Annotated in this window: 15 protein-coding genes and 1 tRNA gene; 15 read left to right on the forward strand and 1 reads right to left on the reverse strand. The window is 43.9% G+C overall.

Features of this window, described 5'->3' with window-relative positions; all coding sequences use genetic code 11:
• The first annotated feature begins 57 nt into the window (after positions 1-57).
• The 13 genes from ABIN22_RS03715 (at position 58) to ABIN22_RS03775 (ending at position 13,929) form a co-directional block, all read left to right on the forward strand.
• Entirely contained in the window at positions 58-591 is a 534-nt protein-coding gene (locus ABIN22_RS03715) for a hypothetical protein (protein WP_346906679.1), read from the forward strand.
• Between the two features lie 102 nt (positions 592-693).
• Positions 694-1,893, forward strand: coding sequence for a LysM peptidoglycan-binding domain-containing protein (locus tag ABIN22_RS03720; protein WP_346906681.1), 1,200 nt, complete (start codon positions 694-696; stop codon positions 1,891-1,893).
• 181 nt (positions 1,894-2,074) lie between these two features.
• The gene (locus tag ABIN22_RS03725) at positions 2,075-3,268 is read left to right on the forward strand and encodes a DUF5711 family protein (RefSeq protein WP_346906683.1); all 1,194 of its coding nucleotides are present in this window, start codon (positions 2,075-2,077) and stop codon (positions 3,266-3,268) included.
• 8 nt (positions 3,269-3,276) lie between these two features.
• Positions 3,277-4,095 (forward strand): CvpA family protein, encoded by an 819-nt coding sequence (locus ABIN22_RS03730; RefSeq protein WP_346906685.1) that lies wholly within the window; start codon positions 3,277-3,279, stop codon positions 4,093-4,095.
• A 65-nt stretch (positions 4,096-4,160) separates the two neighbouring features.
• Positions 4,161-4,232, forward strand: a tRNA-Asn gene (locus ABIN22_RS03735).
• Positions 4,233-4,378: 146 nt separating this feature from the next.
• The gene (locus ABIN22_RS03740) at positions 4,379-6,784 is read left to right on the forward strand and encodes a GH39 family glycosyl hydrolase (RefSeq protein WP_346906687.1); all 2,406 of its coding nucleotides are present in this window, start codon (positions 4,379-4,381) and stop codon (positions 6,782-6,784) included.
• Between the two features lie 211 nt (positions 6,785-6,995).
• Positions 6,996-8,360 (forward strand): MFS transporter, encoded by a 1,365-nt coding sequence (locus ABIN22_RS03745; protein ID WP_346906689.1) that lies wholly within the window; start codon positions 6,996-6,998, stop codon positions 8,358-8,360.
• Between the two features lie 34 nt (positions 8,361-8,394).
• Positions 8,395-9,510: a Gfo/Idh/MocA family protein gene (locus ABIN22_RS03750; protein WP_346906691.1), complete on the forward strand. Its 1,116-nt coding sequence runs from the start codon at positions 8,395-8,397 to the stop codon at positions 9,508-9,510.
• Positions 9,511-9,537: 27 nt separating this feature from the next.
• On the forward strand, positions 9,538-10,608 hold the full coding sequence (locus ABIN22_RS03755; RefSeq protein WP_346906693.1) for a Gfo/Idh/MocA family protein: 1,071 nt from the start codon (positions 9,538-9,540) through the stop codon (positions 10,606-10,608).
• 17 nt (positions 10,609-10,625) lie between these two features.
• A complete protein-coding gene (locus ABIN22_RS03760; protein ID WP_346906695.1) occupies positions 10,626-11,627 on the forward strand; it encodes a sugar phosphate isomerase/epimerase family protein in 1,002 nt (333 codons plus the stop codon).
• Between the two features lie 10 nt (positions 11,628-11,637).
• Positions 11,638-12,030 carry a C-glycoside deglycosidase beta subunit domain-containing protein gene (locus ABIN22_RS03765; protein ID WP_109730672.1) on the forward strand — a complete coding sequence of 131 codons (393 nt, stop codon included), beginning with the start codon at positions 11,638-11,640 and terminating at the stop codon, positions 12,028-12,030.
• 11 nt (positions 12,031-12,041) lie between these two features.
• On the forward strand, positions 12,042-12,998 hold the full coding sequence (locus ABIN22_RS03770; protein ID WP_346906697.1) for a flavodoxin family protein: 957 nt from the start codon (positions 12,042-12,044) through the stop codon (positions 12,996-12,998).
• A gap of 16 nt (positions 12,999-13,014) precedes the next feature.
• A complete protein-coding gene (locus tag ABIN22_RS03775; RefSeq protein WP_346906699.1) occupies positions 13,015-13,929 on the forward strand; it encodes a sugar phosphate isomerase/epimerase family protein in 915 nt (304 codons plus the stop codon).
• A gap of 52 nt (positions 13,930-13,981) precedes the next feature.
• Here the strand turns inward: ABIN22_RS03775 and ABIN22_RS03780 are convergent, their stop codons facing one another.
• Positions 13,982-14,854, reverse strand: coding sequence for an Rpn family recombination-promoting nuclease/putative transposase (locus ABIN22_RS03780; RefSeq protein ID WP_346906700.1), 873 nt, complete (start codon positions 14,852-14,854; stop codon positions 13,982-13,984).
• 414 nt (positions 14,855-15,268) lie between these two features.
• Between ABIN22_RS03780 and ABIN22_RS03785 the strand changes: the two genes are divergently transcribed.
• Together ABIN22_RS03785 and modA are read left to right on the forward strand one after the other, a co-directional pair.
• On the forward strand, positions 15,269-16,213 hold the full coding sequence (locus ABIN22_RS03785) for an NTP transferase domain-containing protein (RefSeq protein WP_109730661.1): 945 nt from the start codon (positions 15,269-15,271) through the stop codon (positions 16,211-16,213).
• A 144-nt stretch (positions 16,214-16,357) separates the two neighbouring features.
• Positions 16,358-17,272, forward strand: a complete 915-nt coding sequence (modA, locus tag ABIN22_RS03790; RefSeq protein ID WP_118619833.1) for a molybdate ABC transporter substrate-binding protein — start codon at positions 16,358-16,360, stop codon at positions 17,270-17,272.
• The last annotated feature ends 31 nt before the right edge of the window (positions 17,273-17,303 follow it).

Raw genomic sequence — 17,303 nt, forward strand, 5'->3', positions numbered from 1 at the left:
CGGGACCATGATTCACAAAAACAAATTAAAACAAGCAAAATCATACTGCCTAAATTTATGCAGCATTTAAATTCGACATATGCAGAACTGTATAATGCCAAATACGACAGGACTGGACACGTGTTTCAGGGCCGTTACTATAGTGACTGCGTGGATACAGAGGAATATTACTGGTGCTGCCTGAGATATATCCATAACAATCCGGTCAAAATCGGTCTTGTAAGAGAGTCTTTTGACTACGAATTCAGCAGTGCACAGGAATATTTTGCAGGGACTTCAGAATTAATAGGAGAGACTTCATATGAGAGAATAGGGACACGCTTTCAGACTTCAGAAGAGTTCTGGCATTTTCACCGACTGTTCGAGCAGAAGTCATTTCTCGACACCGTTGAAGATGAATGCATTCACAACTATGAACGTGTTAAGATTCTTGTAGAAAAATACATGTTTGATCACCGGATTGAAGAGGTTCAGACAATATTAACAATTGGGCAGTTAAAAGAGGACTTTTTAAGGACCTGCAAACGGGAAACGGGGATTTCTGAGAGAAAAATTGAGAATATTCTGAAAACGGACTGCAAAAGGGTCTGACCCCTATGCGGTATTTTTGTCGAACGCACCTGACATCAACCGATAAATTCAGCCTTTTCGTTATGCTATGCTTTAGAAAAATTTTATTCAGAGGTGAGTGTTATGGAGAGACAAATTCCTAAAAATGTGCGTCAGATCGGGAATGTTAGTGACAGCCCGAAGATTTATGTAGAAGATTATGTAGATACATTTTTCGCCCAGTTGTGCGAAAAAGCGGGGGAGAACCCAATAGGAGCATTTCTTATAGGAGATATGCAGAAATCGGATGAGGAGGAGTATGTATACATATATGGAGCGATCCAGATGCACGAGTTGAAAGTGTCGGGCAATGATTACGAGATTGATGATGATACATGGAAGAAAGCGTACGAGGACTGCAAGCAGTACTTCGAGGACGGGGAGATGCTGGGATGGTTTGTTGCCCATTCGGGGGTACCTTTATCGCCGGAGCACAATATGGTGAAGCTGCATAAAAAATCGTTCCCGAAAAAAAATACGGTCTTGATCATGAAGGATCCCGTGGAGAAGGACGAGGTATACTACGTCCAGAAGTTTAATGACCTGATGGAGATAGGCGGGCACTATACATATTATGAGAAGAACCCTTGCATGCAGAACTATATGATCTCGACTAGAAAGAAGAATGGGGTGAGTCCCTCGGAAACTGTGGAAGATCGTGCTGCAAAGGACTTTCGCAGTCTGGTTAGAACCCGCGAGGAACAACAGCAGCATAAAAGGACAAACCGTCTGATGTATGCAGTCAGTGCGTGCCTTGTACTGATTGTGATCATTATGGGGGTTACGACCCTGAACAACTTTGATAAAATGAAATCCGTACAGACGGCCCTGAACAAGATAACGAACAACTCATCGGCCGATACACAGTCGGTAGAGGCGAAGGAGACAAATGGATCTGTAACTGCCGTTACGGGGGAAGCCGCCGGTAAGCAGATAGGAGAGGGTGACAGTGGACAGGCCGCCGAAGAGGAGGACAAGAACGTCCCAGATGGCTCAGCCGGTGATGCCGGCACGCAGGATGTGGACAAGCCGGATGCCGCCGATAATAAGAATGCCGATGCCGGAAATGCAGACTCCCAGGACGCAGATTCCGGCAAAGAGGATTCGAAAGAGGCGGGGGCAAATGGAAGCGACGGTGTCTATATCGTCGAGCAGGGTGACACACTGGCTATTATAAGCAAGAAGATGTATGGCGATATCAGCCATGTGGATGCAATATGCAAAATGAACGGGCTGACCAACGGCAACCTGATCTATGTGGGACAGAAGCTGGTCCTGCCATAATCCTTAACATATCCTTAAATTCCTCATGAGTCTTTCGCGAGTTTAGTATTTATGATATACTATTTACACTTAGCGAGGTTTTGCCGAGCTTAGTGTAAATGCATACCTAAATACTTAACGAGTTTAGTATTTATGGTATAATCCTTGGATAAGACGAATTGACGGCAATAAGGGGAACAAGATGAAGCAAAAGAAAAATCCAAATATAAAGCTCGCCGAGCCTGCGAATTTGGAGAAGCTAAAAAAAGCAGCCAGAAAGCGAAAGCGGGCTAGGGCTAAAAAGTGGGGCATCACGATTATTCTGGCAATTATGATAATAGGCGGTACATATCTGCTCGTAAAAAACCAGTCTTACACGAAAGTCCGTGAGGCGGCGAATTATGAGGATGAGACATCCGATACGAACAGATATGCCCAGTTTTCAGACGGAATCGTCCGTTATAGTCGGGACGGAGTGGTATTCCTTAACAAAAAGAACGAAGAACAGTGGATTCAGCCGTGTCAGATGCAGAATCCTGCCATTGATGTAAATGAAAACACATTCGCCGTCGCGGACAGCGGCGGGAATTCAATCCTCGTATTCACAGAGGAAGGTCTAAAAGGTGAGATAGAGACGACTCTTCCGATAGAAAAGATGTCAGTATCGGATCAGGGAATTGTAAGTGTTATTTTGAAAAATGAAAGCTCACCGATGATTGTATCTTACGATGCCACGGGAAATATTCTGGTGGAACATCAGGTTACTGTTAACAGCACAGGTTATCCCTTAGCGCTGGACATGTCACGGGATGGCACGACGCTGGCAGTATCCTACTTGTTCACGAAAGACGGTGCACTCAAGTCCAGAGTTGCATTCTATAATTTCGGGGAGGCAGGAAAAGCTAAGACGGACAATCAGGTAAGTATGGAAGAATATGACGGGAAGATTATCCCGGAGGTGTACTTTATGGATGACGCCACATCCGTAGCAGTCAGCGACAGCTCCTTCATCGTATATGAAGGCAAAGATGCGCCTCAGAAGAAAAAGGAAGTAAAACTGAATCAGGAAATTAAAAGTGTGTTCCACACGGATAAATATATCGGCTTCGTCCTCCTCAATAAAGGAAAATCAGGATACGAGGCCCGGCTTTACAACAAGTCTGGCAAACAGATCATGAACAAGGCGTTTACCGGAGAATACAGCAATATAAAAATGGTAAAAGATGAGATTATCATGTTTGCCGGTTCCAAATGCTGCATCATTACGAAAAATGGTGTCCTGAGATTCAAAGGGGACCTGAAGGCGGAAGCGCTGGAAGTCATTCCTTCCAGAGGGGTGAACAGATACCTGGTGATAAGCGCCAATGAACTGAGAATAGTTTATTTGACGAAATAGGAGAAAATATGAATAACTGGTTATTAATAATTGTCGGAGTGATATTTCTGATCTGCATAGTAGTTGGATTCGTGAGGGGCTTTTTCCGGATAGGGCTCTCTCTCCTTTCTACTGTGCTTACGATTGTGCTTATGATTGTGCTGAACCCCTATGTGGCACAGGCACTGACAAAGTATATGCCGATCGACGATATGATAGAGACTAAATGTATAGAAGCCTTTATGCCGGAGATTTCCACTCAGGAGCTGGCAAAGGTTGATTTAAGCGGGACACCGCTGGCAGGCTTAAGCGATGATCAGCTGGCCGGTTTGAATGACCTGGACTGGGACCGTCTGGGGATCACGGCGCAGGATGTCCTGAAAGTCATAGGGGAGATTCCGAAGGACATCCAGATTAAGATGATTGAAGAATCCACGCTCCCCACTTTTATGAAGAATACAATTCTGGAAAATAATAATTCAGCCATTTATAATGAACTGAGCGTGGCCAGTTTCCCGGAATATGTAGCATCCTATATCTCCAGAATGGTAATCAAAATCATATCATTTCTGGTTACATTTCTGCTTGCCGTCATCATCGTAAAAGCGTTGATGGCCGCGGTGGATATCATCGGGGAACTCCCGGTTGTAGGACTCCTGAACCGTTTTGCGGGGGCACTGCTGGGCGTTTTTATAGCGCTCTTAATTGTATGGATTGGTTTCCTGATCCTGACACTCGTCTATACCAGCGCTGTTGGAAAGCAGTGCTTTGATATGATCGAGAGCAGTCAGATCCTGACATTTTTGTATGATAAAAATATATTGCTTCAGAAACTGCTGAAGTTTTAAATAGATGGAATAAAATAATAAAAACAGCATATAATAGAAAAAGGCTCCTTGAGGGAGCTTCATAATCCTCGATAGCTCAGTGGTAGAGCATTCGGCTGTTAACCGAAGGGTCGTTGGTTCAAACCCAACTCGGGGAGTGTCTAAAAACTTGCAGACTTATAGTTTGCAGGTTTTTTTGTCTATAAATGAATACAATTGTTAAGCCCTGCCATCTTCTTTTAAGTAGAAAGAACCGAATGTATATGATAAAATGAAAGAAGATTTATGCAAAGGGCGATGGCAGATGATAAAAAAGTGGAAATTTGACGGGATAGAAGTGGAGCTGATCCAGAACAGAAGAGGAAAAAAGGCATCCGTTCCGGAGCTTATAATTTTATATGTTCTGGAAGGGGAAGCAAGGGTATCTGTTGCGGATAAAGCGTATACCTTTGGAAAGGACGGGATCGTACTTGTGAATGCGGGGACTGTGCACCAGTTTGACTGCGGTGATAATACCATTGCGTTTACAATAAAAATATCCTATCTTGTCCTGGCGGATGTTATGCAGAATGAATGTTTCACTTTTATCTGCAATACTTCCGCCGATACAGCGAGGCCGTATCCGAAACTGCGGGAAATACTGAATAAGATTGTATATCATGCACTTGAAAACCAGCACCGCACGGACTGTATGATATATAGCCTGAAATATGAACTTTTAGACTGCCTGATAGAAAAATTCCTCGTTCAGTATCAGGTTGGGAGGCAGGAATCTATTAAGGACCCGAGTGAGCGTCTGCAAATAGTGATTAACTATATTAATATGAACTACCAGCACCAGCTGAGCCTGAATACCCTTGCAGAAAAGTTATATTTATCCCCATCTTCCTTATCCCGGTTTTTTAAGAAAGAGACAGGGGTGTATTTTGCAGAATATGTTTCTAGTGTCCGGCTGCATTATGCACTCAATGATCTGCTGTATTCGGATGAACCGCTGACAAAGATTGCAGTCGACAACGGGTTTTCGAATCCATCTGTATTCAGCAAGGTTTTTCAGGAAAATTTCGGGATGCCGCCCTCACAGTACAGAAAGAAAAATAAGCCCCATGCTGTCTCAGAAACAAAGGATAGCGCATTATTGGAAGAAAAAGTAAAACGCAAGCTGGAAAAACTGGTGAATACGGAACAGTCAAATCAAGGCACCAACGGTATTACGATAGAAAATGATATTCAGAATGCAAAGGCCAGCCGGCCATTCTGGAATACGGTTATTAATATCGGTTCTGCTTATAACCTGACACTGGCTAACCTGCAGTACCATACACTGTATTTGGTAGAGAATCTTCATTTTAAATATGTACGCATATGGAATCTGTTTTCCACCAGATTAAAGATACGGCAGGATTCGAGAAGAGGTAATTACAATTTTGACAGTATTGACACAATTCTGGAATTTCTGGTGTCCCACGGTATGAAACCATACCTTGATTTCGGCAGCAGGCCGGAATGTGCGGTGAAAAACGGGAAAGAGATGCTGTTCTATGAAGAAGAGGCGATGGAGTATCAGACAAAGGCGGAATGGGAAAACATCGTCAGAAGCTTTATGTGGCATATTGCAAAAAGGTTTGGCCTTGACGAAATCAGCAGCTGGCTTTATGAATATACGTTTGATGTGGAGCATCAGAAAAGTGGTTATGACGCGGCAGAATTTTTCGAGTATTATAAAAGCTGGTATTTTCAAGTTAAGGAAGCTGCGCCGGGGGCCCGGATCGGCGGACCAAGTATCATTATAGATAAGAAGGAAGAGATATTCAGGACCTACCTGAATCAATGCCGTCAGGAGAATTGTGTTCCAGATTTTGTAACAATGATTTTGTTCCCGTACCAGTCACTCAGCGATGAACAGGACGTCAATTACGCCCAGAGGATTACTGATTTTGATTTCCTTTCTGAACAGATCGACATTGTGAAAAATATCATGCAGGAATGCAAGGTTGCAGACAGGAAGCTGTGTATTACAGAGTGGAGTAATGCCCTTTCCAATCGGAATTATTTGAACGACAGCTGTTTCAGGGCTGCATTTATTATGAAAATGACAGCCGCCATGTGGGGGAGGGTGGATACGGCCTGTTTCTGGATGGGGTCAGACTGGATCAGTACTTATTATGATTCTGTAAATATAATACAGGGAGGGGTGGGGCTTCTTACAAAAGACGGGGTAAGAAAACCAGCCTATTATGCAATCGACTTCCTCAACCAGCTGGGACCTTTATTTGTCTCATCGGGGCCCAATTATATTGTGACGGCAAATGAACATGGCGACTATTATATTGTGTGCTTTAACTTTAAGTGGTACAGCGCCAATTATTATATGAAAGATGAGGATGATCTGGATATTAGGAATTTAGACGCCATTTTTGAAGATAATAAGATATTAGAGGTCTCCTTCAGACTTAAAAACGTGGCATCAGACCAGAAATATATTGTAAAAAAACATCTGCTGAATAATCAGTATGGGTGCATTCTTACAGAATGGCTCCGTTTTAATTGCGAGGCAGAGCTTTCAGGGAGTGACTTGAAGTACCTGAGAAATATATGTACACCCCATCTTAGCATGGAAAGGGTATATTCCGGACAAGGAGAGCTTGAATTTGTTTCTGAACTGCAGCCCCATGAAATTGCCTTGTTCCATATTTATAAGGATTACTAGAAAAACAAGAAAAGAGAAATCGGTGCAATAATCATACTACGATTGTTGCACTGGTTTCTTTTTTTATTGCAGGCTGCAAATATAGACAAGTATATTGGAACAGCATAAAAGCGAATTATGTTTTCTCAGGATATACTTATTTTACAAAATGAATTCGGGAAGACGTCTTACAATTCTAATGTGACTACTAATAGTGAATGGAGAAAATATTATGGAAAATCAAAAGAGGGCTTCAAAAGCAGCAGTCATATGCTACGGTTTTGGAGATCTGGCATCACAGTTCGTATGGACTTTTGTTGGTTCTTATTTAACATTGTTTTACACAGATGTTGTCGGCCTTGCTCCGGCCATTGTGTCAGTAATTATGATGGGCGCCCGTATATGGGATGCTGTTAATGATCCAATGATGGGGGCAATTGCAGAACGGACACGCTCCAGATTCGGGAGGTTCCGCCCGTACATAGCATTTGGATGTCCGTTTCTGGCATTGTTCGGTGTCCTGACATTTACAAATCCGTTCGGCGGTTCCAGTGTGGCAGGGATTATATGGGCAGCGGCAACATATATCATAGCGGGAATGCTGTATACACTGACCAATATTCCTTATGCGGCACTGGCAGGTGTTATGACAGAAGATGCGGCACAGAGAAATACAATTAATACATCCAGAAACATCGGTATGAATCTTGGAATGATTATCGTAAATGCCTGTTCCGCAGGTCTTGCACTGAAATTCTCAGGTTTAGGGGCAGAAGTTGCAAACGGACATGGATATATGATGGTAGCCGTTATCTATGGAATCATAGCCATCCCACTATTTTTAATCGTGTTCTTCACTGCAAAAGAAAATGTGCAGCCGATTGGGGAAATACAAAAATTTTCCTTTAAAACAACGATCAATAATCTGGTCAAAAATAAATACCTGATGATTGTCATGTTGATCATGACACTTCAGATGACGGCATTCATGGGACGTATTGCAGTGTGTGCGTTTTATGTGATCTACTGCCTTGGCTCCTTCACAATGATTGCCCTTATCATGACGATTCCTTCTATTGGCGCTGTAATCGGTTCCTTCTTTGTTCCGATGGCGGCGAAAAAATTTGGAAAAAGAAACGTCCTGATGGGATCTATGCTGATTCAGGCTGTCGGACTTTTAGTCATTTATTTTGCACCGTTTGATAATATGACAATGGTTCTGGCAGGGTGCTGGATATTTGGCCTGTTTAATGTCGGTTTCCCAATGACGTTATCGATGGTGTCAGACTCTGTAGATTATATGGAGTTAAAGACCGGGGTGCGGACAGACGGGACAGCATATGCAACATATGGGCTGGCGACAAAGATCGGGAATGCACTTGGCGGTTCGATCGGAGTGCTTCTTCTTGCGGCTTTCGGTTATGTGGCAAACGCAGAGCAGACTGTATCAGCATTGAAGGGAATTAATACAGTGGTAAACCTGATCCCGGCAATTCTTTTCATAGTGGCTGCAGCCGCATGTTTTTTATGGAACATGAGTGACAAAGATGCAGATGATATCCGTCAGAAATTAAAAGAAAAAAATCAAAATCAATAAATTAAAACAAATAAATAATCAGGAGGATATGAAGATGAAGAACGGAAAATTACAGGTGGCAGTCGCAGGGTGCGGAGGAATCGCAAATCAAAAACATTTCCCGGCGCTTACATCACAGAGTGATAAGTGCGAAATCGTAGCTTTTTGTGACATTATTGAAGAACGTGCAAAGGCAGGTGCTGAGAAATTCGGCACGCCTGATGCAAAAGTCTATACAGACTATAACGAAATGCTGAAAGATGAAGAGATTGACGTGGTGCATGTATGCACACCAAATAACTCACACTGCCCGGTTACAGTAGCAGCTTTTAACGCTGGGAAACATGTACTTTGCGAGAAGCCGATGGCTGCGACAACAGAAGATGCACAGAAAATGATGGATGCATGGGAGAAATCCGGAAAGAAATTTACAATTGGATATCAAAACCGTTTCCGTACAGACGCACGGGCACTTAAGAGGGCCTGTGAAGAAGGGAAACTTGGAGAAATCTATTTTGCAAAAGCACATGCAGTCAGAAGGAGAGCCGTACCTACATGGGGTGTGTTCCCGGACAAGTCAAAGCAGGGCGGCGGTCCGCTGATCGATATTGGAACGCATGCACTGGATATCACATTATGGTGCATGGATAATTATGAGCCCGCATCCATTACAGGATCTGTTTTTGAAAAACTGGGCCATCTTCCGGAAGCAACAGAAGGCAATATGTTCGGACCGTGGGACCCAAAGACTTATGAGGTAGAAGATTCAGCGTTCGGTTATATCAAGATGAAAAACGGTGCAGCGATCTTCCTTGAGTCTGCATGGGCATTGAATGTAAAGGATTCAAGAGAAGCAGCTGCCACTCTTTGCGGAACGAAGGCGGGAGCAGAGATGATCGGAGGAATGAGCCAGGAAGGATATGATCTTGTATTCAATGAGACAACTGGTGGAATTTTAACAGAAGAACATATTTCAGATGCAGGTGCCATTGCATTTTTTGAAGGAAATGGCGGCGGTTCCCCGGAAGTGCTGGAATGTAAACAGTGGCTGGAGGCAATTATCGAAGATAAGGAACCGCTTGTAAAACCGCAGCAGGCATTTGTTGTTACCCAGATTCTGGACACGATCTATAAAGCGGCAGAGTCAGGTCGGGAAATCAAATTGGATTAAAGATTGAGGTTTCAACGGGAGGAAGAAATGGAAGATATCAGAATCGCAGTGATTGGTCACGGTTTTATGGGACATGAGCATGAGACAATGCTCAGCCAGATGGAAGGCATTCGTTTGATCGGGTTTTCTGACAGGGATCCGAAACAATTGGATGATGTTAAGGAAGGGTTAAAAAGATACGAAAGCAACGAGGCGCTTTTGGCAGACCCGGAAGTGGACGTTGTACTGATTGCGGCAAATAACAACCAACATCATGATCTGGTTATACAGGCTGCAAGGGCAGGAAAAGATATCATATGTGAGAAGCCGGTGGCGATGTCTCTGGAGGAGCTGGATGACATGGTCCGTGTGACAAATGAGTGCGGAGTGAAATTTACGGTCCACCATCAGAGGCGTCTGGATCAGGACTTCAGAATCATGAAAGAAATCTTTGACCAAAAGGCTCTCGGGGACGTTTATATGATGAAAAACAGTCTCTATGGATTCAATGGAAATATGCATGACTGGCATGTTTACATAAGCGAAGGCGGAGGCATGCTTTATGACTGGGGAGTACATTTGATCGACCAGATACTCTTCATGATGCCGGAAGCAAAAATCACATCCATCTATGCGGATGTGAGAAATGTCATTAATTTTGAAGTGGATGATTATTTTAAAATCCTGCTCAGGTTTGATAATCAAGTGATGGCGGAAGTTGAACTGGGAACCTATCTATTAGCTGACAAACCGCAGGATAAGTGGTTCGAACGGCACTGGATTATGGGCGGAAACAAGGGAACTGCCTATGTGGACGGATTTGAACCGGAAGGGAGGATTGTCAGGACAACAGAGCTTCTTACGAACGTAAGCGGCTCCAGGACAATGACGGCTGCAGGTCCTACACGTTCCTTCGGACCGCCTGCACCGGGAAAAATCGTAACAGAAGACGTGCCGAAGGTGAATACCTGCCACAGAGATTATTTTGAAAATTACAAAAAAGCATATTATGGGGAAGAGGATTTCCTTGTGAAAATCCCCGAGACACGGAGAGTTCTGGCAGTTATGGATGCAGTCAGAGAATCCGCAAAAACCGGGAAGTCCGTAGATTTTGAATAGAGAAAAGAGGAGATAATATGGCAATTAAAACATGCGTAAGCCTGTACAGCCTTCAGGATGAATATATGAATAAGAGGATGACTCTGGAAGACATCATGAAGTATCTGGCAGAGCATAAAGTTGAGGGTCTGGAACTACTTCCGGACCAGATGATCCACAACACACCACATCCGTCTGAGGAATCTCTGAAGCACTGGGATTACCTGATGGAAACCTATAAAATAAAACCAGTCTGTTCAGATGTGTTTTTAAATACAAATTTGTACAACAACCGGACCTTAACAAAAAGGGAGTGTATAGACATTCTTATTGATGAAATAAAACTTGCACACCGCATGGGATTTCATTTGATCCGTTTAGTATCTATGGTGCCTGCATTTGTAATCGAGCCGCTGCTTCCGTATGCAGAGAAATATGATGTTGCATTTGCCCTTGAGATACATGCAGGCATGAGCTTCGGAATTCCGGAGACAAGAGGCTTTATTGAGGAAATGATCCGAGTGGATTCCCCGTACTGCGGGCTCGTTGTAGATGCCGGCATCTTCTGCCACAGGATTCCAAGAGTTTATAACGACTATAATGTAAAGGTACTGGGAACGAATCCAAAGGTTGTAGAATATTTTAATGGCCTGTTTGACAAGGGACTGGACGGTACCCATGCATTTGATGAACAGCATAATATGAAGCCGGAGCTCGCGGCAATTGCCACAGAAAAGGATATGCCGTATATTATGCTGGCTGACGGTTACGAGAATACGCCGTATGAAACACTGGACAAATACATGAAATATATCAGGCATTTCCACTTTAAGCTGTGGGAGATGGCTGATGGTGAGGAATACTCTGTTGATTATAAAGGGCTGCTTCAGTATCTTCATGACCATGATTATGACGGGTATGTGTCAACTGAATATGAAGGAAACCGCTGGATTCTCCCGGGGCATCCTATGGTTGAAAAAGAACAGGTTGCCGCACATCAGGAAATGCTTCGCAGATATATTCAGGAAATGGAAGGATAGGGGATAAACGATGTTTGATAATAATGTATTTATAAAAGGAACATGCAAAAATATCACGGCTGACAATCAGATTACCGGGTTCGAACTGCAGACCCATATTACATATTACCGTGCCATTCCTTTATCTATGGTGAACGATGTAAAAGTGAAGCTGGACGGGACAGAGATTCTGCGGGAACAAATCCGCTGCAGCGTTGATCAGGAAGACTGGTTTACTTTAGATGAAATGCAGACAGTAACATCATACAAATGGGAGTACGGCGAACCGCTTTATATACGGGTTCTGAAGGAAAACGGCCTGTCGAAGGGAACCCACAAGGTGGAACTGACAGTATCTACGAGAACCGCATATATTCCGGTGCCGATTGTTGGCACGATGGAACGTGAAGTAGAGATTGCGTAGGTGGACAAAAGATGAAGAAAAAGGTATTAGGAATTTCCTTCGGAAGAAAGATGGGCAACACAGACGTTATGATAAAAGCAGCACTGATGGAGTGTGAAAAGGCGGGACATGAGGTGCTGTTTATCCGCGCGGACGACCTTGATATCAAAGCGTGTACTGGATGTATCTCCTGTGTTGTGGGAATGACAACGGGACGCGGGAAAGGCGGCTGTCCTCTGAAAGACGATATGTATATCATTGATGAGGCACTTATGGAAAGCGATGCAGTGATTGTAGGAAGCCCGACTTATGTATTATCACCTACGGGAAGATTTAAAACAGTCTGCGACAGGATCGGACCATCCCATGACATCACCTTCAGAAAAGCAACATTTGATGAGGGCATAAAAGCCGGAAAGCCCGTGGATCAGCTCCCGGATGAAAGAAGCTTTAAAAAGCGTGTCGGGGCCTTGCTTTCCGTGGGAGGCGCCATGACAGAAAACTGGCTTTCTTTTATGCTGCCTACTATGTATGAATTTACTATGTCTATGGGGATCGATGTGATAGACATGCATCAGTATTTTGGGGCTATGGCTTATGAACACGTACTTGGAAATGATTCAGAGATGGAACGTGCCAGAAGCATCGGATACAATATTGCCGCCGCTCTGGATGCAGAGACCGAGGAGGAACGTATCAAATGGCGCGGAGAAGAGAAAGGAATCTGCCCGGTCTGCCACTGCAGCATGCTGACAGTATCGAAAGACCATACCTCTATAGAGTGCCCGGTCTGCGGCATATATGGGGACCTGTCAATAGAAAACGGAAAAATCTGTGCTACATTCAGTGAGGAAGAACAGAAACGATCAAGATTAAGATGGGACGGTAAGCTGGAACATTCTACGGAGATTAAGACAAAAGCAGTCGGCCCCGGACAAATACCAAATCTGAAGGAACTAAAAGAACAATATCAGAATTATTTAAAGTAAAATAGGAGGTCACAGCATGAAATTGGGATTTATCACAGCAATATGTGAGGGAATGCGTTTTGAAGAGGTTGTTGACTTTGCGGCAGAGAACCATCTGGAATGTCTGGAAGTTGCATGCTGGCCGCAAGGGGGCGCATCAAGGCGTTATGCAGGAGTCAGCCATATCGATGTGGCCGGTCTGAATCAGGAAAAGGCGAAATACATCAATGAGTATTGTAAAGAAAGGGGCGTTGAAATCTCTTCTCTTGCATACTATCCGAATACACTGGAGCCAGATCAGGAGAAGAGGGAGGCTTATATAGCACACCTCTATAAGCTGATAGACGCATCTGCAATGCTGGATGTGAATATGGTTACTACTTTTATAGGGAGGGACCCACAAAAGACAGTCACGGAAAATCTGGAAATTGTGAAGGCGGTATGGCCCCCGATTGTGAAATACGCAGAGGAGAAAGGCGTTAAGATCGCTATTGAAAACTGCCCGATGCTATTCACCGAAGATGAATGGCCGGGGGGACAAAACCTGATGACCTCACCGGCAAACTGGAGGAAGGTTTTTGAGATTCTTGACAGTCCGAATCTGGGCATAAATTATGACCCGTCTCATTTTGTATGGCAGAGAATTGACTATATTAAGCCATTGTATGAGTTTAAAGACAAGATCTTCCACGTACACTACAAAGATATCAAGGTATATGAAGACAGGCTCGCCGATGTAGGAATCATGGCGGCGCCGCTGGAATACATGTCACCCAAACTTCCGGGACTCGGGGATGTGGACTGGGGCAGATATGTATCCGCCCTTACCGACATCGGATACAATGGATATACTTGTATCGAAGTAGAAGATAAGGCGTTTGAAGGAAGTATCGAGGAGGCAAAGAAGGCAGTTGTACTGAGTGCAAAATACTTGAGAAACTATGTGATTTAATCTGAAGTGGAAAATCCGATGCTGTATGATCAGACTACAGCATCGGATTTTTTTATTCCAATATTTGCTTCACTTTATCTATACTGATATTACAAAGGCCGGCAATTTCTTCTGGTGATTTACCCTGCATGAATAGTTTGAAGACCTGTCGGGTACGGCGTTCACCTTCCTGTTCTCCCAATTTTTTCCCGATTTCTACACCAGCCTTGCGGCCCATCTCTTCTCCAGCCTTAAGTCCTCTTTTTTCAGCACTGCTGATCTGGGTATTATAATCCTTCAATGCCTTTTCCCTTGCTTCATATTCCAGCCGTTTCTTCTCGTCAGCACTCAGATTGAGCAATGTATTGTATGCTTCATCGAGATATTCGTTTGTTTTAGCCATATTCTGAAATTCCTCCTTGCTTTTGCTGCTGAAGAACCTCATCCATGCAAGAACATCTTCTCCGGTCTTAACCTCAGGAGGCAGTTTTTTCAGCTCCAGTATCTGAAGTTCCATTTTATCGGAATACAGTTGTGATGTCTGATCATCCCGGAAATGAATCCTGCGGTAACACTTGTTGTCATTCGGAAAATGGATGAAGTCTAAAATACTTACATGGATACACTTCTGCAGCTTTTCATAGGACTCACCTTTACGGATCTGGCTGTCAAACATCTTACTTAAGTAGAACAAGGCGCGTTCATCCCAGTATTCAAAGTATTTGACCTGCATTTCCATGTTCATCTGCGTCCCGTTTTTAAGCAGTACCCGTACATCCATGATTCCTAATTTGTCATCAGCCGAGTCCCTCGAAAGTAGCGTGGGCAGAAGTACCGTATCTTCGACTTCCTCCGGCGACAGGTTCAGCAATGCAGAAATAAAGCCTTTCCTGACTTTGGGGTTCTGCATCAGTTCCTTGAAACAAAAGTCTACAGTGGGTAACATAATAAAGTTGTCTTTGGTCATAAAATGAAATCTCCTTTCCTGTGCAGAAAACGAATGGTACACATGTAAGGAGTTATTCTGATTTATTATTATCATATCATGATATATGGATATGTTAAAGACAGAAGTACCTTAAAAATGTAGAGGATTCATTGTTTTCTGCGGTTCTAATAAGTAATTAATTGGGTAAACCGGCGAACTGCCGATTGAAAAATGAAAGGTGAATACCTTTCGAAGTTTCTGACGAGAGTATATCACTAGATAAGGGAAAGAGCAATTAGGCAATTTGACAAAATTGAAATTGGAGATAAATACCAGACATTACTTGCCTATTCTGAGAATATCTAATATAATAGTATCATGTTTGGAGGATTTTATTGTAAAACGAAACTGACATACAATGGAGGTGGGTGCATGAAGAAGACTGGTGCGGTTATTGTTGCCGCCGGACAGTCATTGAGGATGAAAGATTTTAAGCCCATGCTTCCTTTCGGGGATTCTACGATTGCCATTCATATTGTGACGATGCTTAAGAAGCTGGGAGTCGATCCTGTTGTCGTTGTGACAGGGTACCGGGCCCGGGAACTGCAAGAGCATCTTTTTTATACGGGCGTTCAGTTTGTGAAAAACGAACGATATGAGACGACGGAAATGTTTGACTCGGTGGTTCTGGGAGTACGCAAGATTGCAGGAGAATGTGAACGGATTCTGATTATGCCCGCGGATATACCTGCGATCAAGCCGGAGACGATGCGGCAGGTGCTGATGATCGATGGAAAGATTGTGCGGACTATTTATCACGGAAAGCACGGGCACCCGATTATTATGCACAGGGATGTGGCAGAATCTTTGATGAAATATGATGGCGGTGGCGGGCTCATGGGGGCGGTCAGAGCCTCCCAGATACCGGTTACGGATGTGGAGGTTGAGGATGAAGGTGTCTGTCGGGATATAGATACAAAGGATGAGTATCAGGAACTTCTGGAATGGAATTACGGCAGGGGGGAAGGATATCCGGTCAGGCCGAAGGCCCAGGTTAAACTGATGGCTAACAAGGCATTCTTTGGTCCGGGGATTTACCAGCTGATGGAACTGCTCGGACAGACGGGGTCACTTCAGGAGGCCTGTCTTCAGATGGGGCTTTCCTACAGTAAGGGCAGCAGGATCATTAAAGAGGCAGAACGCCAGCTGGGGTTCCCGCTGACAGAACGCTGGACAGGCGGGCAGGGTGGCGGCGGCTCGAGGCTGACAAAAGAAGGAAAGAAACTGGTGGAGAATTACCGGGATATGGTTTCGGAGGTTCAGGCATATACGGATGAGGTCTATCAGAAGTATTTCGGAAAAGGATTCCGGGATTAGATAGTCAGGAGGGCAGGCAAAATTTTCAAAGCCTGTCTGACATGTGGAAGAAGAAACACGGATTTATAATCCGTTTTTCTTTCAAACCGTACTGTTTTTAAAAATAGAACGGTTTGAAAAAATATATAAAAGGAGAGAAGGATTATGAAAAAGCGTATTTTAGCAGCAATGATGGCGGCGATGCTGGTATTCAGCCTGGCCGGGTGTTCAGGAGGTTCTGGCTCTGACGCAAAGAAAGATGATGTAAAACAGGAAGATGAGGTTCAGGACGAGAAAAAAGATGCGGGTGCAGACCAGCTGGATGAGACAGAAATACAGGTGTTCATAGCAGCCAGCCTGAATACGGTAATGACAGAACTTGCAGATATGTATCATGAGAAGCAGCCAAATGTAAAGATTACTTTTAATGCAGACAGCTCAGGAACACTCCTGACCCAGATTCAGGAAGGCTATGAATGTGATATCTTCTTTTCTGCGGCACAGAAGCAGATGGACACACTGGAGGGCGACGGACTCGTAAAAGAGGGGACGAGGGCCAATGTATTAAACAACCAGGTCGTTGTTGTGACGCTGAAGGACAGCAAAACAAAGGTGACAGGACTTGAGAATTTGAAGGATGCACAGAGTATTGCCCTTGCAGGAGGAAGTGTGCCTGTAGGTAAATATACAAGACAGGCACTGATCAACCTCGGTATATTAGAAAAGACAGACGAACCCGATACAATTACAACAGAACAGATATCTGAAGCTCTCGGCGGTGTTGAAATCAGCGAACAGGATAACGTAAGCAAAGTTCTTTCTGCGGTTGTGGAAGGCTCCTGTGAGGTTGGAACAACCTACTATTCAGATACCTATGGCTTCGAAGATGAACTGGACATTCTGGAGACAGTCAGCTATGATTTAACAGGAAATGTAATCTACCCGGTATGCCAGGTAGTGAATGACGAGGCAGACGACCTGCAGGCAAAAGCGGCGGAAGATTTTTATAAATTTATACTGTCCGACGAGGCAAAAACAGTGTTTGAGTCCTATTATTTTGATACGGATGTAGAGAGATAGAAGAAAAGAAATATTTAATCCCGGGAGGAAA

It is taken from the genome of Faecalicatena orotica (genome assembly GCF_905197545.1).
Taxonomy (GTDB): domain Bacteria; phylum Bacillota; class Clostridia; order Lachnospirales; family Lachnospiraceae; genus Faecalicatena_A; species Faecalicatena_A orotica.